Below are 24,351 nucleotides of genomic sequence, written 5' to 3'. Positions count from 1 at the left end.
AAGACGATCAGCGCGAGGATCGCGGTCAGGGTGACGGCCAGCAGGGGCAGGGCGGGGCGGTTCATGCAGCCCTCCGAACACGGCGCAGGCGGTAGCGGGACAGGACTTCGGTCGCCAGCAGGAAGAACAGCAGCATGCCCTGGAAGACCGAGATAGCGGCGGCGGGGATTTGCAGGGTGAACTGCGCCGTCTCGCCGCCGATATAGGTCAGCGCCATGACAAGGCTCGCCAGCACGATCCCGAGCGGGTCGAGCCGGCCCAGGAAGGCCACGATGATCGCCGTGAAGCCGTATCCGACGGGCAGCGAGGGCACCAGTTGGCCGACGGGACCGGCGGCCTCGAACATGCCGGCGAGGCCCGCCAGGGCACCGGACAGGCCAAGGCAGGCCGCGACCATCGCGTTGGTCGAGATACCCGCGAAGCGCGCCGCGCGCGGCGCTGCGCCCATCAGGCGGACGCGGTAGCCGAAGACGTGCCGGTGCAGCGTGACATAGGCCGCGACCGCGACGCCGAGGGCGATCAGGACGCCGATATGGGCGCGTGTGCCGCCCAGCAGGATCGGCAGCGTGGCGCTATCGTGAAACATGCGGCTCTCGGGGAAGTTGAAGCCCGCGGGGTTGCGCAGCGGGCCGGAGACGAGGGCCGAAAGCCACAGCTCGGCCACGTAGACCAGCATCAACGAGACGAGGATCTCGTTCGCGCCGAAGCGGATCTTCAGGAGCGCTGGGATCATCGCCCAGAGAAAGCCGCCCAGCATACCCGCGAAGGCCATCAGCGGCAGCAGCCACATCCCCGGCACGTCCCAGAAGGCCAGCGCCACCGCGCCGCCCGAGAGCGCGCCGATGATGAACTGGCCCTCGGCGCCGATGTTCCAGACGCCTGCGCGGAAGCCGAAGGACAGGCCCACGGCGATCAGGGTCAGCGGCGCGGCCTTGACCAGCAGTTCCGAGCGCGAGAACGGGTCCAGCAGCGGATCGACGAAGATGATGCGGATCGCCTCGACCGGGTTCTTGCCCAGCGCGGCGAACAGGATGCCACCCGCGATCATGGTCAGCACGACCGCCAGAACCGGCACCGCCGCCTGGAGCGCCGCCGGGGGCGCGGTGCGCGGCTCAAGCATCAGCACGGGGCGCGTCCTTTCCTGTCTGGTCCTTCATCGAGCCGCCCATCATCAGCCCGATCTCGTCTATGGTCAGCGAGCCGGTGCGTTGCGGGGCCGAGAGCCGCCCGCCTTCCAGCACCGAGAACGTGTCCGAGATCTCCATCAGTTCGTCGAGATCCTGGCTGATGACGAGCACCCCTGTGCCCTCGGCGGCAAGGTCGCGCAGCGCGGTGCGGATCGTGGCGGCGGCGTGGGCGTCCACGCCCCAGGTGGGCTGGTTCACGACCAGCACGCGGGGGCGCTGCATGATCTCGCGCCCGATGACGAATTTCTGAAGGTTGCCGCCCGACAGCGCCCGCGCCTTGGTTTCCGCCGAAGGGGTCCGCACGTCGAAGCGCCGGATCACGGCGCGGGCGAAGTTCGCGGTGGTCGCGGGCTTGATGAAGCCGCGATAGGCAAGTCGCTGGCGGCGGTTGCCGGTCAGGAAGGCGTTCTCGATCAGGCTCATGTCGCCAGCGGCGGCGTGGCCCAGCCGTTCCTCGGGGGCCGAAAGCAGGCCGTACTGGCGGCGCTCGGTCGGGCCCATCGCGCCGATCTGGCGGGATTCGAGCACCAGCTTGTCGGCGTCGACGCGGGTCTCGCCCGAGAGGACGCGCATCAACTCTTCCTGCCCGTTGCCGGCGACACCCGCGATGCCCAGCACCTCGCCGGTGCGCAGCTCCATGCTGACGTTCCGGAGTGTGGTGCCGAAGGGCGTTTCGGCGGGCAATGTCAGGTCGCGCAGCCGCAGGAGCGGTGCGCCGGGGCTGAAGAGCCGGGGCAGGGGGCGGGTCAGTTCCAGCCCGATCATCATCTCGGCCAACTGGCGCGCGGTCTTCTCGGCCGGGCGGCATTCGGCCACCACGCGGCCCGAGCGCAGGATCGTCGCGCGGTCGCAAAGGGTGCGGATTTCTTCCAGCTTGTGCGAGATGTAGAGGATCGCGACACCTTCCGACGCCAGCTGCCGCAGGGTGTGGAACAACGTTTCGACCTCTTGCGGGGTCAGCACGCTGGTCGGCTCGTCCATGATCAGGATGCGCGGGTTCTGCAGCAGGCAGCGCACGATCTCGACCCGCTGGCGTTCACCGACAGACAGGTCCCCCACCAGCCGGTCCGGGTCGAGCGGCAGACCGTAGGCGTTGGCGACGTCGCGGATGCGCTGGCCCAGTTCCGTCCGGCCCGGCGGGTCGGACATGCCGAGCGCGACATTCTCGGCCACGGACAGCGCCTCGAACAGCGAGAAGTGCTGGAACACCATCGACACCCCGGCAGCGCGGGCGGCCTGCGGGCCGCGCGGCTCGTAGAGGTTTCCGTCGACGTACATCTCGCCCTTGTCGGGGGTGACGAGGCCGTAGATCGTCTTGACCAGAGTGGACTTGCCGGCGCCGTTCTCGCCCAGAAGCGCGTGGATTTCGCCGGGCGCGACTTCGAAATGGATGTCGCTGTTGGCCAGCACACCCGGATAGGACTTCGTGAGTCCACGGATCGAGAGGAGTGCGCTCAAGCGGAGTGCCCCTTCGCCTTCTTGTCCCTGTCGGTGCCGGTTCCGGTTCCGTTGCCGCTTCTGTCGGCGGCCAGATCACTGAGTAGCGCATGAACCACGCTGACGGCAATGGCTTGCGGCTGTTTGCCCAACGCCGGGTCTCCGATCGGGCAGTCGAGGCGGGCGAGGCGTTCGGGTGGGTGGCCGAGGTCGCGCAGGCGGTTCAGGAAGCGGGCCCTCTTGGTGGCGGAGCCGATCAGCCCGAGCCGCGCGAAGGGGCGCGAGAGGATCGTGTGGCACAGCTCGAGGTCGAGCGCGTGGGAGTAGGTCAGCACGTAATGCCGCGCGTCGGCGGGTGCGTGAGTGGCGGCGCGGGGCAGATCGGCGGCGACCAGCATGTCGGCGTGGGCCGGGATTGCCTCGGGGAAGCGGGCACGGGCGTCGTCGATCCAGCTGACGCGGACCGGCAGGCCCTCAAGCGTACCGACCAGCGCGCGGCCGACGTGGCCGGCGCCCCAGATCCAGACCGGGACCGGGGTTTCGGTCGTCGGCTCGATGAACCAACCGTCGGCGAGCGAAGGGGTCACCGGCTGGCCACCGCGCGCACCGCGAAGGATGCGGGTGACGGAGAGCGGTGGCTCCGATTGGCCCGAGGCTGTGGGGCGCGCGAAGGTGCCGGTTTCGGGGATCGCGGCAAGCTCGGTTTGCGCGATCCGCTCGATCAGCAGCGTGACTGAGCCGCCGCAGCACTGGCCCAGTGCGGGGCCCAACGGCTGGGTCAGCAGGCGGCGGGCGAAGGGCGTTTCGTCCGTCAGCAAGCGGCGGGCCTGGGCGGCGGCGTCGTATTCCAGCGCGCCGCCGCCGATGGTGCCCTGCTGGCCGTCGGCCCAGACCAGCATCGCGGTGCCGGTCTCGCGTGGGGTCGATCCGGCGTGCCCGGCGACGACGACGCGTGCGACCGCGCCGTGCGCAGCCACGGCTTGCGCCAGCGCGGGCCGGTCGAGGCTCATCCCGCGCTCCACGGGTTGCCGCGCACGTGGTCCACGGCCCGCAGGATGCGCTCGGGCGTGGAGGGGGCCGATAGGTCGGGATAGACGCTGCCGTCGCCGCATTGCGACACGGCATGGCCCAATGCCATCAGGGCCGAGATGCCCAGCATCAGGGGCGGCTCGCCGACGGCCTTGGAGCGATAGACCGTCTGTTCGCGGTTCTCGCCCTCCCAGAGCGCGACGTTGAACTCGCGCGGGCGGTCCGAGCAGGCGGGGATCTTGTAGGTGGACGGCGCGTGGGTGGCGAGGCGGCCGTCCGGTGTCCAGACCAACTCCTCCATGGTCAGCCAGCCTGCGCCCTGGACATAGCCGCCCTCGATCTGGCCGATGTCGATGGCCGGGTTCAGCGAGGCGCCGCAGTCGTGCAGGATGTCGGTGCGCAGGATGCGGTTCTCGCCGGTGAGCGTGTCGATGGCGACCTCGGTCACGGCGGCCCCGTAGGCGAAGTAGTAGAACGGCCGGCCCTTCCCGGCGCGGCGGTCCCAGACGATCTTGGGCGTGGCATAGAAGCCGGTCGCCGACAGCGAAACGCGCGCCATGTAGGCAGCCTGCACCAGTTCCTTGAAGCTGAGACGCTCGGATTTGATCTCGACGCCCACGGGGGTGAAGCGGATGTGCGCGGGCTCGGTCTGCCAGCGCTCGGCGGCGAAGTCGACCAGGCGTTGCCGGATCGTCTCGCAGGCGGCCTTGCAGGCCATGCCGTTGAGATCCGAGCCCGAGCTTGCCGCCGTGGCCGAGGTGTTCGGCACCTTTCCGGTGTCGGTGGCGGTGATGCGCACGGCGTCGAGCGGCTGTTCGAACACCTTGGCGGCGACCTGCGCGACCTTGGTATTCAGGCCTTGGCCCATCTCGGTCCCGCCATGGTTCAGGTGGATCGAGCCATCGGAGTAGACATGGACCAGCGCGCCCGCCTGGTTGAGGTGGGTCAGCGTGAACGAGATGCCGAACTTCACCGGGGTCAATGCGATGCCGCGTTTCAGGATCGGGCTGTCGAGGTTGGCTACCTCGATCGCGGCCCGGCGGGCGGCGTAGTCCGAGGTCTCGGCCAGCCGTTCGGTCAGGGCGTTGATGATGCAGTCCTCGACCGGCATGTGATAGGGCGTGGTCTGCAGATCGGTCGCCGGGGGGTGGACCTTGGGCGCGGGGACTTCGGCGCCGCGCGAGGCCTCGTCGCCGGGCACGTCGATTGCCGTGGGCTGGTTGCCGTGAGGCGCGGGGGCCGAAGTGTCGCTGTCGCGGTAGAAGTTCGCCCGGCGGACCTCGAGCGGGTCGCGGTCCAGCGCGTGGGCGACGTGGTCCACGATACGCTCGATCCCGACCATGCCCTGCGGGCCGCCGAAGCCGCGGAAGGCTGTCGCGGACTGGGTGTTGGTCACCAGCCTGTGCGAGCGGATGCGGATGTGCGGCAGGTAATAGGCGTTGTCGGCGTGCAGCATCGCCCGGTCGGCCACGGGCAGCGACAGGTCGGCGCTCCACCCGCAGCGGCAGTATTGTACGACATCCAGCGCGGTGATCCGGCCGGTCTCGTCATAGCCGACGTCGTAATCGATGCGGAAATCGTGGCGCTTGCCGGTGATGACCATGTCGTCGTCGCGGTCATAGCGCATTCGTGCCGCGCGGCCCGTCCGCATGGCGGCCACGGCGCAAGCAACAGCCAGCGCGTTGCCCTGGCTTTCCTTGCCGCCGAAACCGCCGCCCATGCGGCGGGTCTCGACCCGGACCAGCGCATAGGGCAGGCCGAGCGCGGCGGCGACCTTGTGCTGGATCTCGGACGGGTGCTGGGTGGAACAGTGCACCGTCACGTCGCCCTCGCCCGGCAGGGCCAGCGCGGCCTGGCCTTCGAGGTAGAAATGCTCCTGCCCGCCGATGTGGATGCTGCCCTGCAGGCGGCGCGGGGCGTTCGGCAACTGCCCCTCGGCGTCGCCTTGCGCGAAGGTCAGCGGAGGTTCCAGTTCCGGCGCGCCGCGTTCCAGCGCGTCCTCGATGGAGAGGATCGGCGGGTCCTCGGCGATGTCGGGCTTGCCCAAACGCGCGGCACGGCGGGCGGCGAGGTGGCTGTCGGCGATCACCAGGAACAGCGGCTGGCCCAGGAAGTGCACGCGGTCGGTGGCCAGCATCGGCTCGGGCGCGGGCGCGGGCGAGACGTCGTTGGCGAAGGGGAGGTTCTCGGCGGCCAGCACGTCGATGACGCCGGGCGCGGCGCGCACTTCGGAGAGGTCGAGGCCGTTCAACTTGCCGCGTGCCACCGGCGACAGGCCGAAGGCCAGGTGCACCGCGTTGTCCGGCAGCGGCACGTCGTCGGTATAGCGGGCGCGGCCGGTGACGTGCAGCGGCGCGCTGTCGTGGGATTTCGACTGGTGGACGCTCATGCCGAGACCCCTTCGATGCGGGAAGCGCGGGCGAGGCGCGTCGGCGTGCCCTGATCCTCGTGGAAGGTGCGCAGCAGCATGTTGGCGGCGGTCCGCAGCCGGTACTCGGCGCTGCCGCGCATGTCTGTGAGCGGGGTGAAGTCCCGGGCGAAGGCAGGTAGCGCGGCCTCGACTGTGGCGAGGGTCCAAAGCTGGCCGGTCAGGGCCTGCTCGACCTGGGTCGCGCGTTTCGGGGTGCCGGCCATGCCGCCGAAGGCGATGCGGGCGGAGGTCACGGTGCCGTTTTCGACGGCGATGTTGAAGCAGCCGCAGACCGCCGAGATGTCGCTGTCGAAGCGTTTGGAAAGCTTGTGGCAGCGCAGCCGGTCTGCCTGGGCGGGGATCGTGACGCTTTCGACGAATTCGCCGGGGCGGCGGTCCTGCTTGCCGTAGTCGATGAAGAAATCCTCGAGCGGAAGCGTGCGGCGTTCGTTTCCGAGGCGCAGGGTGAGCGTCGCACCGAGGGCGATCAACGCGGGCGGGCTGTCGCCGATCGGCGAGCCGTTGGCGATGTTGCCGCCGACGGTCGCCGCCGCCCGCACCTGCGCGCCGCCGAAGCGGCGGATCATCTCGGCGAAGTCTGGATGACGGGCGGCCATGATGCCGCGCAAGCGGGTCAGGGTGACGCCACCGCCGACGATGAGCGCACCGCTGTCGTTGGTGGTGATCTGCTGGTGCTCGCGGAGCCGGTGCAGGAAGGCCAGCGGGCGGGGCTGGCGCAGCGCCTTGGTGACCCAGAGGCCCACGTCTGTCGCGCCCGAAACCAGCGTCGCATCGGGGTTTGCAGCGTACCAGTCGGCGAACCCGTCGAGGGTCGCAGGCACGCAATAACCGGGGCCGGTGACGTCCTCGCCGGTGTCGAGCGCGGCGAGGGCTTCGGTCTCGTCCAGCAGCCATTTCGGTTGCGGCATCTGGGCGGCGGCTTCGGCGGCGCGCAGGATCGGGGCGTAGCCGGTGCAGCGGCAGAGGTTGCCTGCAAGGATGTCGTCGAAGTCCTGCCGCCCGTCACGATGCGCGGTGAAGAGCGACATGACGAAGCCGGGGGTGCAGAAGCCGCATTGCGAGCCATGGTGCTCGACCATCGCCTGCTGGACCGGGTGAAGCGCGCCGTCGGGGCCCGAAATGCCCTCGACCGTGCGCACGGCGCGGCCGTGGAGCTGCGGCAAAAACAGGATGCAGGCATTGAGTGCGCGGTGAACCTGCGCGCCGTCCTCGAGCGCGGTGACGCAGACCGTGCAGGCGCCGCAATCGCCCTCGTTGCAGCCCTCCTTGGTGCCGGTCAGGCGGCGGGTTTGGCGCAGCCAGTCGAGCAGGGTCTCGTCCGGCGCCGGGTCGTCCAGCGTCACGGGCGTCCCGTTCAAGAGGAAGCGGATCTGGCCCATATGGGTCTCTCCTGTCGGGCCGGGCGCGGACGCGCGGCGTCATTTTTGTCCGTTTGGTCAAATGGACCGGAAAAACCTGCGTGGTGCAAGCGTCTCATCGGGGGATCTTCCATTGATCATGCGGAGCGCGCTGGCGCGCGCAAGACCCCGTGCAGGGCCGTGGGCGGCCCTGCAGTGGGCGCGGGAACGCGGGGTTGACCCCGGACCGCCAGGCGCGGCTATATCTGCCAATGACCCAGCCCCGATTCATCCACCTTCGCGTCCATTCTGCATACTCGCTGCTGGAGGGGGCGATTCAGGTCAAGGCCTTGGCTGGCATGGCGAAATCCGCCGGGATGCCTGCTGTCGCCGTGACCGATACCGGCAACCTGTTCGGCGCACTGGAGTTTTCCGAGATCGCCGCCAAGGCGGGCGTGCAGCCGATCATCGGCTGCCAGCTGGCGCTGGCCTATGCGCCGCCTGCCCGGCCCGGCGAGAAGGGCGCGCCGCCGCGTGCCATCGTGCTGCTGGCGCAGGACGAGCCGGGGTACATGAACCTGATGGCGCTGTCCTCGGCCTATTACCTGGAAAGCGGCGACGAGGAATCGCGGATCACGCTCGAGGACCTGGAAGCCCATGCCGAGGGACTGATCTGCCTGACCGGCGGCGCCGAGGGGCCGCTGGGGCAGCTGATCCGCGACGGCCAGGAGGCCGAGGCGAAGGTCTTGGCGGAGCGGCTGAAGCGGCTGTTCGGGGACCGGCTTTACATCGAGGTGCAGCGGCATCCCTCGGACGGGGGAAAGCGTACGGCGGCGGAGGCGGCGACCGAGCCGGCGCTGGTCGACCTGGCCTATGCGCTGGACCTGCCGCTGGTGGCCACGAACGACGTGCATTTCACCGATCCGGGCATGTACGAGGCGCACGACGCGCTGCTCTGCATCGCCGACGGGGCCTATGTCGACCAGGCCGCGCCGCGCCGGGTGCTGACCGACCAGCACTATTTCAAGACGCCCGAAGAGATGGCCGAGCTGTTCGCCGACCTGCCCGAGGCGATCGAGAACACCGTCGAGATCGCGCGCCGCTGCGCCTATCGCGCCCGGACCCGCGATCCGATCCTGCCGAAGTTCGCCGATGACGAGGTCGAGGAACTGCGCCGCCAGGCGAACGAGGGCCTGCAGGCGCGGCTTGCGGTGATCCCGCATGCGGCCCCGGTCGAGGAGTACCAGAAGCGGCTGGATTTCGAGCTGGGCATCATCGAGGGGATGGGCTTTCCGGGCTACTTCCTGATCGTTGCGGACTTCATCAAGTGGGGCAAGGACCACGACATTCCGGTGGGGCCGGGACGTGGCTCGGGCGCCGGTTCGCTGGTCGCCTATGCGCTGACGATCACCGACCTCGACCCGCTGCGCTACAGCCTGCTTTTCGAGCGCTTCCTGAACCCGGAACGTGTTTCGATGCCGGACTTCGATATCGACTTCTGCATGGATCGGCGCGAGGAGGTGATCCAGTACGTGCAGGAGAAGTACGGCCGCGACAAGGTCGCTCAGATCATCACATTCGGTGCGCTGTTGTCGAAGGCCGCCGTGCGCGATGTCGGCCGCGTCTTGCAGATGCCCTATGGCCAGGTGGACCGGCTGTCGAAGCTGATCCCGGTCGAGGGCGTGAAGCCGGTGAGCATCGAGAAGGCGCTCAGCGACGAGCCCCGGTTGCGCGAGGAGGCGCGGCAGGAAGAGGTCGTCGCGCGCATGCTCGACTATGCGCAGAAGGTCGAGGGGCTTTACCGGAATGCCTCGACCCACGCTGCCGGTGTGGTGATCGGGGACCGGCCGCTGGTGCAGCTCGTGCCGCTCTACCAGGATCCGCGCTCGGACATGCCGGCGACCCAGTTCAACATGAAGTGGGTCGAGCAGGCAGGGCTGGTGAAGTTCGACTTCCTGGGCCTCAAGACGCTGACGGTGATCCAGGGGGCGATCGACCTGATCCACGGGCAGGGGCGCGACCTGCACATCGCGCCGGATGGCAGCACTCTCTATGAGCCGCCCGAGGGGGCTGAGAACCAGATCAACGCCATCCCGCTGGAGGATGAGCGGACCTATCAGCTTTATGCCTCGGCCAAGACGGTGGCGGTGTTCCAGGTGGAATCCACCGGCATGATGGATGCGCTGCGGCGCATGAAGCCGACCTGTATCGAAGATATCGTCGCGCTGGTGGCGCTCTATCGTCCCGGTCCGATGGAGAACATCCCGACCTATTGCGAGGTGAAGAACGGGCAGCGGAAGATCGCCTCGATCCATCCGCTGATCGACCACATCCTGGAAGAGACGCAGGGCATCATCGTCTACCAGGAGCAGGTGATGCAGATCGCGCAGGTCATGGCGGGCTACAGCCTTGGCGGCGCGGACCTGCTGCGCCGCGCCATGGGCAAGAAGATCAAGGAGGCGATGGACGCCGAGCGTCCGAAGTTCGTCGAGGGCGCAAAGGCGAACGGTGTCGACAAGGCCAAGGCGACCGAGGTCTTCGACCTGCTGGAGAAGTTCGCCAACTACGGCTTCAACAAGTCGCACGCCGCCGCCTATGCGGTGGTCAGCTACCAGACCGCCTGGCTGAAGGCGAACCACCCGGTCGAGTTCATGGCCTCGGTCATGAACTGCGATATCCACCTGACCGACAAGCTGAGCATCTACAAGCAGGAGGTCGACCGGCTGGGGATCGAGGTGATCCCGCCCTGCGTGAATCGTTCGGAGGCGCTGTTCAGTGTTTCCGAGGGGCGCGTGGTCTACGGGCTCGGCGCGCTGAAGAACGTCGGGACCGAGGCGATGCGGATGATCGTCCGCGCGCGTGAGGAGGGCGGCCCGTTCAGCGACATCTTCGATTTCGCCCGCCGGGTGGATCTGAAGCGGGTCGGCAAGCGTCCGCTGGAGATGCTGGCGCGCGCCGGGGCGTTCGACGGGCTGGACAGCAACCGGCGACGGATGTTCGAGGCGGTGGACAAGCTGGTCGCCTATTCGGCGGCGGCGCACGAAGACAAGGCTTCGGCGCAGATCTCGATGTTCGGCGCGGCGGGAGAGGAACTGCCCGCGCCCAAGCTGCCGCAGCCCGAGGACTGGCTGGCGACCGAGCGGCTGGGGGCGGAGCACATGGCGGTGGGCTTCTACCTGTCCGGGCACCCGCTGGACGACTACATGGGCCCGCTCAAGCGCCAGCGCGTCATGACGCTGACCGAGATCGAGCAGAAGGTGAAAGGCGGGCCGATCGCCGCCAAGATCGCCGGGGCCGTCGCCGTAAAGCAGGAGCGAAAGTCGGCCAAGGGCAACCGGTTCGCCTTTGTCACGCTCAGCGATCCGACCGGGATCTACGAAGTGACCATGTTCTCGGAGCCGCTGGAGAAATTCCGCGACCTGCTGGAGCCGGGCGCGAACGTGGTGCTGGCGGTCGAGGCGACCTACGAGTCAGAGCAGCTTAAGTTGCTGGCGCGCGGCGTGCAGACCGTGGACGAAGCGGTGATGGGCGCGGCCCCCGCCGGACTGAAGATCTTCGTGGACGATCCCACGGCGCTGGGCTCGGTCGCGACCCGGCTCGAGGAGGCGGCTGGCGGCGTGAAGCGTGCGGGTGGGCCGGTGAACCTGATCCTGATGCACCCCGAGCTACCGGGTGAGGTCGAGGTGGAACTCCCCAAGCGCTACCCGGTGACGCCGCAGATCATGGGGGCGATCAAGCACGTCCCGGGCGTTGCGCATGTCGAGGAATTCTAGGCCCTAGTAGTGAGGCGGCCGCTCGTCTCCGTAGACGTGGCCGCCTTCGGCTTCGGCCTGAGCGGCGCGTTCGCGGAGTTGCTGCACGCGGCGTTCCAGTATGTCGATCCGGTCGGCTTGGCTGCGGACGATCTCGGACAGGTCCTCGATCGTTGCGGCCTGGTGGGTCAGCATCTCTTCTAGCCTTGTCAGGCGGTCATCCTGGGTCATCTGCATCCTCCGGGGCGTCTTGCGCGACAGATAGGCGGGCGCAACCCGCGTGACAATCGCCGTGCATGGGGGCAGAACCGGAACAGCAGGGTAAGACCGGAAGGGCCGAGATGAGCATCGACCAACGCGAACTGCGCGACGCGCTGGGACAGTACGCGACCGGCGTGACCGTGGTGACGACGCTGACCGGGGACGGTCCGCTTGGAATCACCGCGAACAGTTTCGCATCGGTCTCGCTGGATCCGCCGCTGGTGCTCTGGGCGCCGGCGCGCCGCTCGCAGCGGTTCCCGGCGTTCCAGAAGGCTTCACATTTCGCGATTCACGTGCTGACCGAGGATCAGCGTTGGCTGGCGGACCGGTTTGCGCGCACTGGCGCGGATTTCGAGGGAATCGATACTGTGGCCGGGCTGGGCGATTCGCCCCTCATCGACGGCTGCGCGGCGCGGCTCGAATGCGCGCACGCCGCCCAGTACGAGGGTGGCGATCATCTGATCATGGTCGGAGAGGTGCTGCGGCTGGAGCAGGGCGGAGGCGCCCCGCTGGTCTTTCACTGCGGCAGCTATCGGGGCCTTGGCGGCCCGCTTCAGCGGTAGAAGATGTTCCCGCCCAGGGTCGCGGTACGCTTCAGCGTCGCGAACCAGCCCGGGGCCATCCGGGCTGCGTGGAAGAACAGGGCGCCGCCGCTGACATCCTCGGACGGGTTGGCCAGAACGATCTCGGTCGCCTTGGTGGCGTTGGCCAGTTTTACCTTGTCTGCATAGACTTCCGGCTTGCCGTCGCAGCGGTAGGAGAACTGGCAGCCGTCGGCGATCACGCCGCAGATGCTGTTGGGGAAGCGCGGATCGTCCGCACGGTTCATGATCACGTTCGCCACGGCACGCTGGCCGTCGAGCGAATGCGCCGCGGCCTCGTGGTAGATGGCCTCGCGCAGGCAGGTGAAGTCCGACTGGGAGTAGGTGACCGCCTCGGTCTGGGTATCGGCACGAGAGATCTCGTCGACTTGCGGGGCGGTGCAGGCGGCCGTCGCAAGTGCGGCCGAGAGGATGATGAACCGGGGGAACGCTGCGAGCATTGTGCTGTCCGTCGTAGTTGCCTTCCCGGATGAAGTGCTGTGACCCACGGGTCTCTGACAACCCGCGGTTCCCTCGGGCGTTTCGATCGGCGAGGATCCGCCCGGAATGTGGCACGCTTGCCCCCTTTCAAGCCCTGCGATAGGACACGCGCGCAGGCGGGAGACATCCGAATGGCTAAAGTGAAGAAGGCGCCGCGCCCCAAGGCGCAGCAGCCCAAGGGATTCCGGGACTATTTCGGGTCCGAAGTGACCGGGCGTGCCGAGATGCTGGCGCGGATCACCGGCGTGTACCATGCGTATGGCTTCGATCCGCTCGAGACGAGCGCGGTCGAGACCGTCGAGGCGCTGGGCAAGTTCCTTCCCGACGTGGACCGTCCGAACGAGGGCGTTTTCGCCTGGCAGGACGAGGACGAAAGCTGGATGGCGCTGCGCTACGACCTGACCGCGCCGCTGGCGCGGGTCTACGCGCAGTACCGCAACGATCTTCCGAATCCCTACCGCCGCTATGCCGTCGGCCCGGTCTGGCGCAACGAGAAGCCGGGGCCGGGGCGGTTCCGACAGTTCTACCAGTGCGATGCGGACACCGTCGGTTCGGCCTCGGCCGGGGCCGATGCCGAGATCTGCGCCATGCTCGCCGACACGCTCGAGGCGGTCGGGATCGCGCGCGGCGATTACATCGTGCGGCTAAACAACCGAAAGGTCCTGAACGGGGTGATGGAGGTCGTGGGGCTTCTGGATCCTTCGGATCCTGATGCCCACGCAGACCGGCGCGGCATTGTGCTGCGCGCCATCGACAAGCTGGACCGGCTGGGTCTGGATGGCGTACGTGCGTTGCTGGGCGAGGGCCGCAAAGACGACAGCGGCGATTTCACCAAGGGTGCGGGCCTGTCGGCGGATGCGGCCGAGGTGGTCATGGGCTTCATGCAGGCGCGCGGCGCCGATGCGGGGGCGACCATCGCCAACCTGCGCGGGCTGGTCACCGGCTCGGCCTCCGGAACCGAGGGCGTCGACGAGCTTGAGCAAATCGGCGATCTGGTCACGGCGCAGGGTTACGGCACCGACCAGTTTCTGATCGATCCCTCGGTCGTGCGCGGTCTTGGGTATTATACCGGGCCGGTCTACGAGGCCGAGCTGACCTTCGAAATCACCGACGAGAAGGGGCGTCCGCGTCAGTTCGGCTCGGTCGCCGGCGGTGGGCGCTATGACGATCTGGTCAAACGCTTCACTGGGCAGGCGGTGCCCGCAACGGGTGTGTCGATCGGCGTCGACCGGTTGCTGGCGGCGCTGGCTGCCAAGGGTCGCCACGCGGCCGAGGCGGCGGGGCCCGTAGTGGTCACCGTCATGGATCGCGAGCGGATGGCCGACTACCAGCAGATGGTGCGTGAGCTGCGCAACGCCGGAGTCCGGGCCGAGGTTTACCTGGGCAATCCGAACAAATTCGGCAAGCAGCTGGAATATGCCGATACGCGGCAGAGCCCGGTCGCCGTCATCGAGGGCGGCGACGAGAAGGCCCGCGGTGTGATCCAGTTGAAGGATCTGGCGCTGGGCAAGCGGCTGGCGGCCGAGATGGAGACGCATGACGAGTGGAAGTCCCAGCCCGCACAGATCGAGGTGCCGCGCGGCGCTCTGGTCGAGGAAGTCCGCAAGATGATCGCGCGCGCAGGCTGAGCCGATGATGGAACGCGCCTACCTCGACGGTGCCCGCACCGGTGCCGGGCTGGAGCGGTTGGAGGCCGAGGTCTCGCGCCTGCTGGACCTGTTCGCGCAGGCCGGTGCGGCCAAGGTCGATCCCGCCGCGCTGCTGCCCGCCGAGGTGCTGCTGGACCTCTACGGCGAGGATATCCGCGCGCGTGCGTTTGTGACTTCGGATGGCGAGCGCGAGATGATGATGCGCCCGGATTTCACCGTTCCCGTGGTCGAGCGGCACATGGCGCACGGGGCCGAACCCGCGCGCTATTGCTATGCGGGCCGGGTCTGGCGCAAGCAGGAGACCGGGACCGGCCGGGCGTCCGAGTATCTGCAGTGTGGGTTCGAGTTGTTCGACGGCGCCGATCCGGCGGCCTCGGACGCCGAGGCCTTCGCGCTGTTCGCCAAGGCGCTGGACGGGCGGGGATTGCAGCCTGCCACCGGCGACATGGGGCTGCTGTTCGCGGCGATCGACGGGCTGGCCACCACCGACGACCGCCGCCATGCGCTGCGCCGACATGTCTGGCGACCGGCGCGGTTCCATCGGCTGCTGGAGCGCTATGGCTCCATGCAGCATCCGAAAGCGGACCTGGTGTCGGCGGTGGGCGATGACCCGATGCCGGCGATCAAGGCGGCCGGCCGCGCGGTGGGCAAGCGCAGCGCGCAGGAGGTTGCCCAGCGGATCAAGCGGCTGGTGCGCGATGCGGCAACGCCGCCGCTGGCCGACATGGAAGTGCAATTGATCGAGGCGCTGCTGGAGCTGCGCGCCCCGGCAGCGAAGGCGCTGGTCACGTTGCGCGATCTGGCGGGCGAGTCGACGACGCTCGCGCCCGCGGTAGACCGGTTCGCGGCGCGGCTGGATGCGCTGTCGGCGCGCGGGGTCGATGTGGATGCGCTACCGTTCGAGGGCTCCTACGGGCGGACCTCGCTGGAGTATTACGACGGCTTCGTGTTCGGCTTCTATGCGCCGGAGCGACCGGACCTGCCGGTGATCGCCAGCGGCGGGCGCTACGACGCGCTGACCCGCGTCCTCGACGTTTCGGGCGGCGGTGTGCCTGCGGTGGGCGGCATCATCCGGCCCGAGGCTCTGCTGGCGCTGGAGGCAGGCCGATGACGCTGAAGCTGGGCGTGCCCTCGAAGGGGCGGTTGCAGGATGACACGTTCGCGTGGTTCGCGGAACGGGGCGTGGTGCTGAAGCGAACCGGCTCGGGGCGCGAATACGCAGGACGGGTGGACGGCGTCGAAGGCGTCGAATTGGTGCTGCTGTCGGCGGGCGAGATCCCGCGCGAGATGGCGCAGGGCCGCATCCACATGGGCGTCACAGGGCAGGACCTCGTGGCCGAGAAGCTGCGACCCGGCACGGCGCTCGAGGTGGCCGAACTGGGTTTCGGCCATGCTGACCTGATCGTCGCAGTCCCCGCATTCTGGATCGATGTCGACACAATGGACGATCTGGACGCCGCCGCCGCTGCTTTCCGGCAAGCGCATGGCCACCGGCTGCGCGTCGCCACCAAGTACCACACGCTGACCCGCCGCTTCTTCAAGGAGCAGGGCGTCGCGGATTACAGCCTGGTGGACAGCCAGGGCGCGACCGAGGGTACGGTGAAGAACCTGACTGCCGAGGCGATAACCGACATCACCTCGACCGGAGAGACGCTCAGGGCGAACCACTTGAAAGTCCTGTCCGACGGGGTAATCCTGCGGTCGCAGGCGACGCTGTTCGCCTCTCGCCGGGCCGCTTGGGGGGACGAGATGCGCGCCGCGTACACCGCACTGACCGAGAAACTGCTGCCGGGCGAAACCGGCGTTCCGCCGTGGAACTAGTCCGCACGGTGGCCGAGCTGGCCGCGCGCGTCGCCGCCTGGCATGAGGATGGCGAGCGCATCGGCCTGGTGCCGACAATGGGCGGGCTGCACGGCGGACACACACGGCTGATCCGCGCCGCGAAGGAGCGCGAGGAGAAAGTCATCCTGACGCTCTTCGTGAACCCGACGCAGTTCGGACCGAACGAGGACCTGGCGAACTATCCCCGGACCGAGGATGACGACCTGGAACTGGCCCGGATCGAATTTGTGGACCTGGCATTCGCTCCGAAGGTCGACGAGATCTACCCGCGCGGCTTCTCGACCAAGGTGCTGGTCGAGTACGACGAGGAAGTGCTTTGCGCTGCCGGGCGCCCGGGTCATTTCGATGGGGTCGCGCAGGTGGTCACGAAGCTGCTGAACATGGCACGCGCCGACAGCGCCTATTTCGGCGAGAAGGACTGGCAGCAGTTGCAGCTGATCCGCAAGCTGGTGCGCGACCTGAACTATCCGACCCGGATTGTCGGGGTCCCGACGGTGCGCGAGGGCGACGGCGTGGCGATGTCCACGCGCAATCGCCATCTCGGCGCCGAGCACCGGGCCATCGCGCCGCGCCTCTTTGCAGAGATCACGCGCGTCGCCAGCCGCATCGCCGAGGGCGAGCCGACCGAGCTGGCCTGCGTCGAGGCCGCTGAGAACCTGATCATCGCCGGGTTCAACGAGGTCGAGTATCTGGAGTGCCGCGACGCCGAGACGCTGCGGATCGCGCCTTCTCCCGGTAAGGGTGCGCGGGTGTTCGTGGCTGCCCGTCTGGGCAGCGCACGATTGATAGACAACGTGCCCGTCCCAGACCTGTTGGCCCGGTGACAGGCACGCTTGGCGGGCCGGGTCAGGCTGCCAAGTGGTTCTCGAAGAACAGGATCGTCCGGCTCCAGGACAGCTCCGCCGCATCCGCGTCGTAGCGCGGGGTCGTGTCGTTGTGGAAGCCGTGGTTCACGTCCGGATAGAAGTGGGCCGAGAAGGCCTTGCTGTTCGTCCGGAGCGCTTCCTCATAGGCGGGCCAGCCGGCGTTGATACGCTCGTCGAGTCCCGCGTATTGCAGCATCAGCGGCGCCTGGATCTTCGGCACGTCGGCAGTGTCCGGCTGGCTGCCGTAGTAAGGGACCGAGGCTGCCATCTCGGGGTAGGCCACGGCCAGCGCGTTGCAGACGCCGCCGCCGTAGCAGAAACCGACGGCGCCCGCCTTGCCATTCGACAGTTCGTGGTCGCGGACGAACTCATAGCCGGCGAAGAAGTCCTGCAGAAGCTTGGGGCGGTCCATGCTCGCCTGCATTTCGCGGCCTTCCTCGTCAGTGCCGGGATAGCCGCCCAGCGGGGACAGGCCGTCGGGGCCGAGCGCCAGGAATCCGGCCTTGGCAACGCGGCGCACGACGTCTTCGATATACGGGTTCAGGCCCCGGTTCTCGTGCACGACAAGGACGGCGCCGAACGGACCATCGCCCGAGGACGGCCGCGCCATGAGGCCGCTGATCTCGCCATGCCCGTTGGGCGAGTTGTAGGTCACGCGCTCGGTCACGATGTCGGGGTCGTCTTCGGCCACCTGCTGGGCCAGGGCGTAATCGGGCTTGAGCGCCTCGAACATGGCGGTGGCGGTCATGCCGCCGATGGCGAACTTCGCCGCGCCGTCCATGAAATCACGTTTGGTGATCTTGCCATGCACGTAGCCGTCGAACAGATCCAGCACGCGCTGGTCGAAATCTTTTGCGGTGAGACGGGTCATAGGTTCCCCCTGTTGGATTGGCCCAACCTTTTTACGCAGGGGAAGCCAAATTCCGTCACGCGATCACGCGTTCGTGACCCCGGTGCCAAGACGGGGGTCAGAGAATGCCGAAATCCGACAAGGCGGAGTGCAGTTCCGGCGGCAACTCGTCCTCGCCGTCGGCGCCTTCGGGCAAGTCGCGCGGCGCGTCCTCGGGCTTGAGATAGCGCCAGCCCTGGAAGGCGCGGCGCGGTTGCGGGTGGGTGCGGATCAGGCCCGGCTCAAGCACGATGGCGCAGCGGCGGATGCCCTCGGCGTCGATGCGCTCCTGAAGGTCGAGCACCGGTTGGCGGGCCAGGACGGTACCCTTGATCACCCAGTAGATCGAGCCGCCGTCGAGCAGTTCATCCTGCCGCCGGGGCCACATGCGGGTGACATGGGTGACGATGGGGCCAAGGCCCGCGGCGCGGTTGCGGTCGGCCACGACCCGCTGCCACTCGTTCAGCGTATCGACGCTTTCGGTGCCTACGGACAGCTTGATCAGATGCAGTTTCGCCACCGCCGATGCCTCGCGATTCTTCCGGTGAGGCGGGCAACCTAGCAGAGCGGGACGGGAAGGGGAAACGGGCCGCCGCGACTTAGGCGGCGGCCCGGTCCAGTGTCAGAGCGCGGCGCGCTGCGGGTCGAGCGTGGTCGACCAAAGCTCGGTGTTTCCGCGGTCCATCAGGCGCACGGTCATCTGCTCGGTCGCGCCGTCGATGTCGACCAGACCGAAGAACTGCAGCCCGGCGCTGGGCGGCAGGTTGACGCCCTGTTCCTCGGTCGGGGCCTTCACGAAACGGACCTCGGGACCGAAGGTGCCGTCGAGCGCGTTCGGCCCGAAGGTCCCGGCGTGGAGCGGGCCCGAGACGAACTCCCAGAACGGCTCGAAGTCCTGGAAGGCGGCCCGGTCCGGGCTGTAATGGTGTGCAGCGGTGTAGTGGACGTCGGCAGTGAACCAGACGGTGTTGGTGACGCCGGCGGTCTTGATGAAGCGCAGCAGGTCGGCGATCTCGAATTCGCGACCCTTGGGGCTGCCGTCCTCGCCGTTCGCGACGGCCTCGATATAGTCGCCGTCACGCACCACAAGGCCGATGGGCATGTCCGAGGCGATGACCTTCCACGTCGCCTGCGAGCTCGCCAGTTCGCGCTTTAGCCAGGCGATCTGCTCGGCGCCCAGGGCGCGGGTGGCGTCCGAGGGCTGATCCTGCAGGCCTTCGCTGTTCGCGGTACGGTAGGAGCGCAGGTCGAGGAAGAACACGTCCAGCATCGGGCCGTAGGCGATCTTGCGATAGACGCGGCCGGGCTCGGACGGGGCGAAGCGGATCGGCGTCATCTCGTGGAAGGCGCGGCCGGCGCGGGCGGCCAGCAGGTCGATGGACTTCTCGGTGTAGCGGTCGTCGCCGCTCAGGTCCTTGCCCGGCGACCAGTTGTTGACGACCTCGTGGTCGTCCCACTGGAAGAAGGTCGGCGCAACGGCGTTCAGCGCCTGCACGTGCCGGTCCATCATGTTGTACTTCCACTGGCCGCGGAATTCGTCGAGGGTCTCGGCGACCTTGCGCTTCTCGTCGATCAGGGTGGTGTTCTTCCACAGGCTGCCGTCGGCCAGCTCGACCTCGTCAGTCATCGGGCCGTCGGCATAGATCGTGTCGCCCGAATGCAGGAAGAAGTCCGGCTGGTGCTGCGCCATGGTGGCATAGGTCGCCATGCCGTCGTCGTCGATGCCCCAGCCCTGACCGGCGGTGTCGCCCGACCAGGCGAAACGGACCGAGCGGCGCGAGGCAGGCGCGGTGCGGAAACGACCGACCAGCGGCTCGGAAGTCGCGTTGACGTCCGAGAGGTCAGTGGCGGTGAAGCGGTAGAAGATCTCCTGGTCCGAAGGCAAGCCCTCGATCAGGCGCTTCACGGCGAAGTCGCTCTCTGGCAGCGCGTGTAGCGGGGCCAGCTGGCGTGCGTCCTTGAAGCTTTCGGTGGTGGCGACCTCGACGGCGACGCGTGCGGGCCGGTCGGTGCGGGTCCAGATCATGCCCGAGGCGGCGTCGACATCGCCCGACTGCACGCCGTGGGTGAAGACCGGGCGGGCCGCGGCGCGGACCAGCGCCGGGGCGGCCAGCGTGGTGGCGAAGGCGGTGCCGCCCGCAAGCACGGTACGGCGGCTGAGGCGCGGCGAGATGAGGGGTTTCCGGGTCATGATCCCTGTCCTGTCTGGCTGTTCGGCTGGACGGCGCGGAGTGCGCACCGGGGCAGGGTGACGACCATGCTTTGCAGCGAGGTGCCAAGTGTTTGAATATTTGGTGAAGCTTTCGCGTCAGTGCTGCCGAGCCACGATATATGGTTTTCCGATCAAATCGGGCCGCCGTATATTGCGGTCGGCGGATTGACCTGAGGCGGCGTTCGCCATATGGTCGAACGCCCTCCCAAACGTACCGACACGCAGAATCGAAGGCGTCCGACATGACCCGCTTTACCGCCCCCATCGCCGAATCCATCTGGGACATGAAGTACCGCCTGAAAGAGGCTGACGGCACGCCGATCGACGCCAGCGTCGAAGACACCTGGCGCCGTATCGCCCGCGATCTGGCCTCGGTCGAGAAGAAGCCGGAAACCTGGGAAGACAAGTTCTACGAGGCGCTCGAGGATTTCCGCTTCCTGCCGGCGGGCCGGATCGTGGCGGGTGCCGGCACCGGCCGGACCGTGACGCTGTTCAACTGCTTCGTGATGGGCACCGTGCCCGACAGCATGGGCGGCATCTTCGACATGCTGAAAGAGGCCGCGCTGACCATGCAGCAGGGCGGCGGCATCGGCTACGACTTCTCGACCATCCGCCCGCGCGGCGCGGTGGTGAAGGGAGTGGCCGCCGACGCCTCGGGGCCGCTGTCGTTCATGGACGTCTGGGACGCGATGTGCCGCACGATCATGTCCGCAGGCTCGCGCCGCGGCGCGATGATGGCGACGATGCGCTGCGACCACCCGGATATCGAGAGCTTCATCACCGCCAAGCAGGACCCGGCGCGGCTGCGCATGTTCAATCTCAGCGTACTGGTGACCGACGATTTCATGGACGCGGTTAAGGCCGACGGCCCCTGGGATTTGAAGTTCGACGGGAAGGTCTATCACACGATCCAGGCGCGCGACTTGTGGAACAAGATCACGCGCGCGACCTATGATTACGCCGAGCCGGGCGTGATCTTCATCGACCGGATCAACCAGCGCAACAACCTCTACTATGCCGAGCAGATCGCCGCGACAAACCCCTGCGGCGAGCAGCCCCTGCCGCCCTACGGCGCGTGCCTGCTGGGGTCGATCAACCTGGCGAAGCTTGTGACGGATGCCTTCGGCGAGGACGCCGCGCTGGACGAAGACGCGCTGGACGACCTGGTCGCCACCGCAGTGCGGATGATGGACAACGTGGTCGACGCCTCGCGTTTCCCGCTGCCGCAGCAGGCGGAAGAAGCCGCCAACAAGCGCCGCATCGGCCTTGGCGTCACCGGCCTTGCCGACGCGCTGGTCATGGTCGGTGAACGCTACGGCTCCGAGGAGGCCGCGCGCGTCACGGAGCGTTGGTTGAAGCGGATCGCCCGCGCGGCCTATCTGGCCTCGGCGCAGCTGGCAGCCGAGAAGGGCGCCTTTCCCTTGTTCGACCGCGAGAAGTACCTTGCGGGCGAGACCATGCAGGAGATGGACGATGACGTGCGCGACGCCATCGCCAAGCACGGCATCCGTAACGCGCTGCTGACCTCGATCGCGCCAACCGGGACGATCAGCCTGTTCGCAGGCAACGTATCGTCGGGGATCGAGCCGGTTTTCGCCCATAGCTACACGCGCAAGGTGTTACAAAACGACGGCTCGCGGACCGAGGAAGAGGTGGTCGACTACGCCGTGCAGGCCTGGCGCGACCGCAACGGCGACGCTCCGTTGCCGGATCATTTCGTCGACGCACAGAGCCTGACACCGCTGGAGCATGTCCGCATGCAGGCGGCGGCGCAGAAGTGGATCGACTCGTCGATCTCGAAGACGATCAACTGCCCGGCGGACATCGCCTTCGACGACTTCAAGGACGTCTACCTGCAGGCGTGGGAACTGGGCTGCAAGGGCTGCACCACCTACCGCCCGAACGACGTCACTGGCTCGGTCCTGAGCGTGACGCCCTCGGCCGAGGAGGCCAAGCCCGAGCCGGACGAGAGCGGCGAGGTGGTCTACCTTTCCGAGAAGCTGGACCGCCCGCAGGAGCTGGAGGGCACGACCTACAAGATCAAGTGGCCCGAAAGCGAGCATGCGATCTACATCACCATCAACGACCTGGTGGTCGGCGGCGTGCGGCGTCCGTTCGAGGTCTTCATCAACTCCAAGAACATGGAGCATTTCGCCTGGACCGTGGCGCTGACGCGGATGATCAGCGCGGTGTTCCGTCGTGGCGGCGATGTGAGCTTTGTGGTCGAGGAGCTAAAGGCGGTCTTCGACCCCCGAGGCGGCGCCTGGGTGCAGGGCAAGTACATCCCCTCGATCCTGGCGGCGATCGGCGGCGTGATCGAGCGGCACATGATCGCCATCGGCTTCCTGGCCGGTGAGGGCACCGCTGCGGCGGAAGACCCGCAGATCGCCGCCTTGCGCGCAGGAGAGAAGCCGCGTGGGCCTGCCTGCCCGAACTGCGGCCAGTATTCGCTGCGTATGGTGGAAGGGTGCCTGACTTGCGCGGATTGCGGACACTCGAAATGCGGGTGAGGTGATGGGGCATCGTGTCTGTCAGGCCCCCCATCCCTTTTCCGCGTTTCACACCATCCTTTTTCCGGGCGAACGCGAAACGCCATAGAAACAAGGGCGGAGCACATGGCTCCGCCTGATTTGGTTTCCGGGTATGATATTTTAGCCGAGGCGGGAGAGTACGGTCCTGCGCAAGTAGAGGATCCCGTAGTCTTCATCATTCGGGGAGAACGGCTCGATGCTCTTCCCCCGAAGATCCGCGCGCAGGCTCTGCCAGCTGCGCCCGAGCGCTTGCGCCATCGTCCGTGAGGTGAAGAACCGCTCGTGGAAGGCCTCGGCGTCCTCCTTGGTCACGTAGTACTGTAGCGCCTTAGTTTTCGGGTTTGTCATCAGGGTCGCCGGGGTGTGCCCGTCCATGATGAGTCGCCGCATCCTGCTGGGTTGCCGCATGCCGACGGATTTTGCGAAGAACTCGATGGTCTGCGCACTCGGCTCCTCCGATCCGAGGATCCCCATGACCTCGGGGTGGTAGACATAGACAGCCGCGAAGCCCTCATGATCCATGTGGTTGCCGATGCGCGTGATCCGGCGTTCCCGGATTGCGGCCATAATCTCGCTTGGCTGGATCTTCAGCCTCTGTGCCGATCTCAAGATGTGGATCCAGCCATGCTGCGCCTGCCGAAGCTGGGTCGCGCCGACGAGGAGGCTCTAGAGGAAGGCGGTGCCGTCTGCGGGGCTCCAGACCGCCTTCAAGTCCGGGGCATTCAACGCGGGCTGAAGCACTCCGTCAGCGACCAGCAGATCGAACTGGGACCGTGAGGCGCCGATGAGCTGCGCGAAGGCGCTGGTGGTGACCAGGTGCTGGAGATCGCGCAGGAGCGGCTCGGCGGCCTCGGCCTCGAAGACCTGCCACGCGTCGGGCAACGCGTCCCCGCCGTCCGGGACCAGCCCCGCAGCGGAGAGCATCTTGCGGAAGCGCCGCGGGTCGATGCCGGTCGCCGCCGCCGCGGTTCTGACGGAATGCAGCCGGCGCTCCATGACCGGCTCGCCCATCACCTCATCCCCGATCCCCAGAGGCCAGGTCTCCAGCATGTGGGCGCGCAGGATCGCCCGGAAGGCCGCGTAGTCCGGGTTGTCATGGTAGTGGTGGGACAGCCGATCGTAGAGCACCGGGAAGACCTTCTTTGGCCCTTCGTGGGGGCCGCCCGGCAGGGCCTGCAGGCCTCGGAGCGCGGCACGGACGGCGTCTTCTCCGCCCCGGGCGATCTCGAATCCCATCTGCTGGAGCCCCCAGCGGTCATCCGGGTCGATGGCGGAAGGGGCGATCTCTTCGTGCCGCAGCAGGGCATAGCCGAGCATCAGGCAGAAGTTGGCGGCCGCGTGAAGCGGCTGCCTGTCGAGCCATCCACCTGACGCGATCCCCTGCAGCCGGTCGTCCAGCCAGAGATCGAAATCGGTGGGGTCGCGGAGGGTCTTGTCGAACCTGCCCGAGATCAGGTCATCGTCGATCTCTGCCAGGTGGCGGACGGAGTCGAAGCGGGATGTGGGGCTGGGATCCCGCCACAAGGGGACCAGTGGGTGCTCGTGCTCCAGGCACAGGAACACATGCGGGACCAGCCAGTGCCCGCGCATCGCCATGGCCAGATGTGACGGAAGGTCGGAACCTGCCGCATCCTCGCGTAGGCAGGCCGGGCATCCCCGCATCGCCGGGGACTGGACAACCTTGGTCGGAAAGGGTGTGCCGTTCAGGTTTCGTCTGGAGCCGGCTGTCTTCACCGGGCTCCAGTCCAGGATCGTCTCTGGGATATCGACCCCAAATTTCCGGAGGACATCGACTGCATCCCGGGACCCCTCGATGACTTGCTTGAACGTGGTCTCCTTGTCGCCA

19 protein-coding genes are annotated in these 24,351 nt (G+C 67.7%); 7 read left to right on the top strand and 12 right to left on the bottom strand.

What is annotated here, in order from left to right:
* Positions 1-61: 61 nt before the first annotated feature.
* The 5 genes from ACW9UR_RS09025 to xdhA are packed head-to-tail and all read right to left on the bottom strand — an operon-like array spanning position 62 to position 7,463.
* Complete coding sequence (locus tag ACW9UR_RS09025; RefSeq protein ID WP_458916635.1) at positions 62-1,126, bottom strand: ABC transporter permease; 1,065 nt, start codon at positions 1,124-1,126, stop codon at positions 62-64.
* Positions 1,113-2,645, bottom strand: coding sequence for an ABC transporter ATP-binding protein (locus ACW9UR_RS09020; RefSeq protein WP_458916634.1), 1,533 nt, complete (start codon positions 2,643-2,645; stop codon positions 1,113-1,115). The genes ACW9UR_RS09025 and ACW9UR_RS09020 overlap by 14 nt, the downstream gene beginning before the upstream one ends.
* The gene (gene xdhC / locus ACW9UR_RS09015) at positions 2,642-3,634 is read right to left on the bottom strand and encodes a xanthine dehydrogenase accessory protein XdhC (protein WP_458916633.1); all 993 of its coding nucleotides are present in this window, start codon (positions 3,632-3,634) and stop codon (positions 2,642-2,644) included. The genes ACW9UR_RS09020 and xdhC overlap by 4 nt, the downstream gene beginning before the upstream one ends.
* The gene (xdhB, locus tag ACW9UR_RS09010) at positions 3,631-6,042 is read right to left on the bottom strand and encodes a xanthine dehydrogenase molybdopterin binding subunit (RefSeq protein ID WP_458916632.1); all 2,412 of its coding nucleotides are present in this window, start codon (positions 6,040-6,042) and stop codon (positions 3,631-3,633) included. The genes xdhC and xdhB overlap by 4 nt, the downstream gene beginning before the upstream one ends.
* Positions 6,039-7,463 (bottom strand): xanthine dehydrogenase small subunit, encoded by a 1,425-nt coding sequence (gene xdhA, locus ACW9UR_RS09005; RefSeq protein ID WP_458916631.1) that lies wholly within the window; start codon positions 7,461-7,463, stop codon positions 6,039-6,041. The genes xdhB and xdhA overlap by 4 nt, the downstream gene beginning before the upstream one ends.
* A 230-nt stretch (positions 7,464-7,693) precedes the next feature.
* Here xdhA and dnaE point away from each other — a divergent pair, with 230 nt between their 5' ends.
* On the top strand, positions 7,694-11,194 hold the full coding sequence (dnaE, locus tag ACW9UR_RS09000; RefSeq protein ID WP_458916630.1) for a DNA polymerase III subunit alpha: 3,501 nt from the start codon (positions 7,694-7,696) through the stop codon (positions 11,192-11,194).
* 3 nt (positions 11,195-11,197) lie between these two features.
* On the opposite strand, the gene ACW9UR_RS08995 is transcribed toward dnaE, so the two are convergent.
* Positions 11,198-11,404 (bottom strand): SlyX family protein, encoded by a 207-nt coding sequence (locus ACW9UR_RS08995; RefSeq protein ID WP_458916629.1) that lies wholly within the window; start codon positions 11,402-11,404, stop codon positions 11,198-11,200.
* 110 nt (positions 11,405-11,514) lie between these two features.
* Between ACW9UR_RS08995 and ACW9UR_RS08990 the strand changes: the two genes are divergently transcribed.
* Positions 11,515-11,997 carry a flavin reductase family protein gene (locus ACW9UR_RS08990; RefSeq protein WP_458916628.1) on the top strand — a complete coding sequence of 161 codons (483 nt, stop codon included), beginning with the start codon at positions 11,515-11,517 and terminating at the stop codon, positions 11,995-11,997.
* Here the strand turns inward: ACW9UR_RS08990 and ACW9UR_RS08985 are convergent.
* Positions 11,988-12,476: a cell wall hydrolase gene (locus ACW9UR_RS08985; RefSeq protein WP_458916627.1), complete on the bottom strand. Its 489-nt coding sequence runs from the start codon at positions 12,474-12,476 to the stop codon at positions 11,988-11,990. The genes ACW9UR_RS08990 and ACW9UR_RS08985 overlap by 10 nt on opposite strands.
* A gap of 171 nt (positions 12,477-12,647) precedes the next feature.
* On the opposite strand from ACW9UR_RS08985, the gene hisS reads away from it, so the two are divergent.
* From hisS to panC, 4 genes are read left to right on the top strand one after another with little or no spacing between them, the layout of a single operon-like run.
* Entirely contained in the window at positions 12,648-14,144 is a 1,497-nt protein-coding gene (hisS, locus tag ACW9UR_RS08980) for a histidine--tRNA ligase (protein ID WP_458916626.1), read from the top strand.
* 4 nt (positions 14,145-14,148) lie between these two features.
* Positions 14,149-15,276, top strand: a complete 1,128-nt coding sequence (locus ACW9UR_RS08975) for an ATP phosphoribosyltransferase regulatory subunit (protein WP_458916625.1) — start codon at positions 14,149-14,151, stop codon at positions 15,274-15,276.
* Positions 15,273-15,986, top strand: coding sequence for an ATP phosphoribosyltransferase (hisG, locus tag ACW9UR_RS08970; RefSeq protein WP_458916624.1), 714 nt, complete (start codon positions 15,273-15,275; stop codon positions 15,984-15,986). The genes ACW9UR_RS08975 and hisG overlap by 4 nt, the downstream gene beginning before the upstream one ends.
* Complete coding sequence (gene panC, locus ACW9UR_RS08965) at positions 15,977-16,831, top strand: pantoate--beta-alanine ligase (RefSeq protein WP_458916623.1); 855 nt, start codon at positions 15,977-15,979, stop codon at positions 16,829-16,831. The genes hisG and panC overlap by 10 nt, the downstream gene beginning before the upstream one ends.
* A gap of 22 nt (positions 16,832-16,853) precedes the next feature.
* Here panC and yghX read toward each other — a convergent pair whose 3' ends face one another.
* The 3 genes from yghX to ACW9UR_RS08950 all read right to left on the bottom strand — a co-directional run bounded on the left by yghX (position 16,854) and on the right by ACW9UR_RS08950 (position 19,953).
* Positions 16,854-17,744, bottom strand: a complete 891-nt coding sequence (gene yghX, locus ACW9UR_RS08960; RefSeq protein WP_458916622.1) for a YghX family hydrolase — start codon at positions 17,742-17,744, stop codon at positions 16,854-16,856.
* A gap of 97 nt (positions 17,745-17,841) precedes the next feature.
* The gene (locus ACW9UR_RS08955) at positions 17,842-18,282 is read right to left on the bottom strand and encodes a DUF1489 family protein (protein ID WP_458916621.1); all 441 of its coding nucleotides are present in this window, start codon (positions 18,280-18,282) and stop codon (positions 17,842-17,844) included.
* Positions 18,283-18,384: 102 nt separating this feature from the next.
* Positions 18,385-19,953, bottom strand: a complete 1,569-nt coding sequence (locus ACW9UR_RS08950; RefSeq protein WP_458916620.1) for an alkaline phosphatase D family protein — start codon at positions 19,951-19,953, stop codon at positions 18,385-18,387.
* 263 nt (positions 19,954-20,216) lie between these two features.
* On the opposite strand from ACW9UR_RS08950, the gene ACW9UR_RS08945 reads away from it, so the two are divergent.
* On the top strand, positions 20,217-22,484 hold the full coding sequence (locus ACW9UR_RS08945) for an adenosylcobalamin-dependent ribonucleoside-diphosphate reductase (protein ID WP_458916619.1): 2,268 nt from the start codon (positions 20,217-20,219) through the stop codon (positions 22,482-22,484).
* Positions 22,485-22,625: 141 nt separating this feature from the next.
* On the opposite strand, the gene ACW9UR_RS08940 is transcribed toward ACW9UR_RS08945, so the two are convergent.
* Together ACW9UR_RS08940 and ACW9UR_RS08935 are read right to left on the bottom strand one after the other, a co-directional pair.
* Complete coding sequence (locus ACW9UR_RS08940; protein ID WP_458916618.1) at positions 22,626-23,072, bottom strand: hypothetical protein; 447 nt, start codon at positions 23,070-23,072, stop codon at positions 22,626-22,628.
* A gap of 99 nt (positions 23,073-23,171) precedes the next feature.
* Positions 23,172-24,254, bottom strand: coding sequence for a TniQ family protein (locus ACW9UR_RS08935; protein ID WP_458917168.1), 1,083 nt, complete (start codon positions 24,252-24,254; stop codon positions 23,172-23,174).
* Between the last annotated feature and the right edge of the window lie 97 nt (positions 24,255-24,351).

Source organism: Halovulum sp. GXIMD14794 (assembly GCF_054457455.1).
The sequence above is the reverse complement of the archived record's forward strand: the minus strand, read 5'-3'. Positions and strand labels throughout refer to the sequence as shown.

Bases quoted from the DNA above. Each gene is read 5' to 3' on its own strand.
- xdhC (WP_458916633.1), bottom strand. From the start codon at position 3,634: ATGAGCCTCGACCGGCCCGCGCTGGCGCAAGCCGTGGCTGCGCACGGC.
- xdhB (WP_458916632.1), bottom strand. From the start codon at position 6,042: ATGAGCGTCCACCAGTCGAAATCCCACGACAGCGCGCCGCTGCACGTC.
- xdhA (WP_458916631.1), bottom strand. From the start codon at position 7,463: ATGGGCCAGATCCGCTTCCTCTTGAACGGGACGCCCGTGACGCTGGAC.
- dnaE (WP_458916630.1), top strand. From the start codon at position 7,694: ATGACCCAGCCCCGATTCATCCACCTTCGCGTCCATTCTGCATACTCG.
- ACW9UR_RS08995 (WP_458916629.1), bottom strand. From the start codon at position 11,404: ATGACCCAGGATGACCGCCTGACAAGGCTAGAAGAGATGCTGACCCAC.
- ACW9UR_RS08990 (WP_458916628.1), top strand. From the start codon at position 11,515: ATGAGCATCGACCAACGCGAACTGCGCGACGCGCTGGGACAGTACGCG.
- ACW9UR_RS08985 (WP_458916627.1), bottom strand. From the start codon at position 12,476: ATGCTCGCAGCGTTCCCCCGGTTCATCATCCTCTCGGCCGCACTTGCG.
- hisS (WP_458916626.1), top strand. From the start codon at position 12,648: ATGGCTAAAGTGAAGAAGGCGCCGCGCCCCAAGGCGCAGCAGCCCAAG.
- ACW9UR_RS08975 (WP_458916625.1), top strand. From the start codon at position 14,149: ATGATGGAACGCGCCTACCTCGACGGTGCCCGCACCGGTGCCGGGCTG.
- hisG (WP_458916624.1), top strand. From the start codon at position 15,273: ATGACGCTGAAGCTGGGCGTGCCCTCGAAGGGGCGGTTGCAGGATGAC.
- yghX (WP_458916622.1), bottom strand. From the start codon at position 17,744: ATGACCCGTCTCACCGCAAAAGATTTCGACCAGCGCGTGCTGGATCTG.
- ACW9UR_RS08950 (WP_458916620.1), bottom strand. From the start codon at position 19,953: ATGACCCGGAAACCCCTCATCTCGCCGCGCCTCAGCCGCCGTACCGTG.
- ACW9UR_RS08945 (WP_458916619.1), top strand. From the start codon at position 20,217: ATGACCCGCTTTACCGCCCCCATCGCCGAATCCATCTGGGACATGAAG.
- ACW9UR_RS08940 (WP_458916618.1), bottom strand. From the start codon at position 23,072: ATGGCCGCAATCCGGGAACGCCGGATCACGCGCATCGGCAACCACATG.